This window comes from Vibrio kasasachensis (genome assembly GCF_050337565.1).
GTDB classification, from domain to species: Bacteria; Pseudomonadota; Gammaproteobacteria; order Enterobacterales; family Vibrionaceae; genus Vibrio; species Vibrio kasasachensis.
This window is the reverse complement of record NZ_JAKJTB010000046.1, coordinates 1-909: the sequence shown is the minus strand read 5'-3', so window position 1 is coordinate 909 and position 909 is coordinate 1. Positions and strand designations below refer to the sequence as shown.

The 909-nt window shown below is 39.7% G+C and carries 1 protein-coding gene; it reads left to right on the top strand.

The window, feature by feature from the left end; genetic code table 11:
- The first annotated feature begins 263 nt into the window (after window positions 1-263).
- On the top strand, window positions 264-551 hold the full coding sequence (locus L4C38_RS21265; RefSeq protein WP_140331021.1) for a hypothetical protein: 288 nt from the start codon (window positions 264-266) through the stop codon (window positions 549-551).
- Window positions 552-909: the final 358 nt, after the last annotated feature.

Here is a 909-nt window from a genome sequence, read left to right as displayed (position 1 = left end):
GAACAAACGGAGCTTTAAGGTAAGGCATTTCCCTTCACCTCTGCTTCGATTTTTGTCTGTTTACGATGATTTAGTGCGTGTGAATGAGGAGTCCAAGGATATCCATGGGCTTTGGTCACATATATAACAAGACGTTTAAATGCGACTCACAACGCGTGGCATTTTCACAGTGCGTTGATTTTAGTGATTAAGGTGTTTGCAGTTGCATTGTTATTGCGTTGTTCACGCTTTAACTTTTCGTTATGTTTTCAGGAGGTTCAACAATGGAAGTTATCGAAAATCAGGTATCTGCGTGGTTCTTACTGAAATATGAAGACGAATATTATATTGATGTAAATTGCAGCAGTGGCTTTGTGAGCTTCTCGGCAGTGGTCAAGCTAAATGGCAGCGAAAAAGCGAATTATAACTCCTATGGTACTGTATATATTGAAAGCTTAGCTGAAGCTATTTCTAATAAATCACAATATGATCACCCAAGGAACATCAAAGATGAAGGGTTTCTAGATCAGATACATGAAGCAATAATGCGATGGAAACAGGAACAAACATAACAAAGCGTTTAAGAGTGATTCGTAACGCGTGGCATTTTTACTATGCGTTGATTTTAGTGTTTAAGGTGCAATGCAGAAGCTTCGGTATTGCGTTACTCACATATATGGTCTCCCCCAGTTTTGCAAGTCAGCAGTATGATTAAAAGCGCAGGTTAACTACCATATATACGGCCTGTTTTAGCGGCTTTTGCCTTGGCCAAGATGAGGCAGTCGAACACGAAGTCCTAATCACCTTATCGACTTTAAAAGCCAGTGTGAGCAGAAGGTTTTCAACGTGTAGGATTTATCCTGTTATTCATCTCACTACGTACTTTGCAAAGGGTTGGTGATGTATGTTGTTTTATGTTGGTATGTTGGT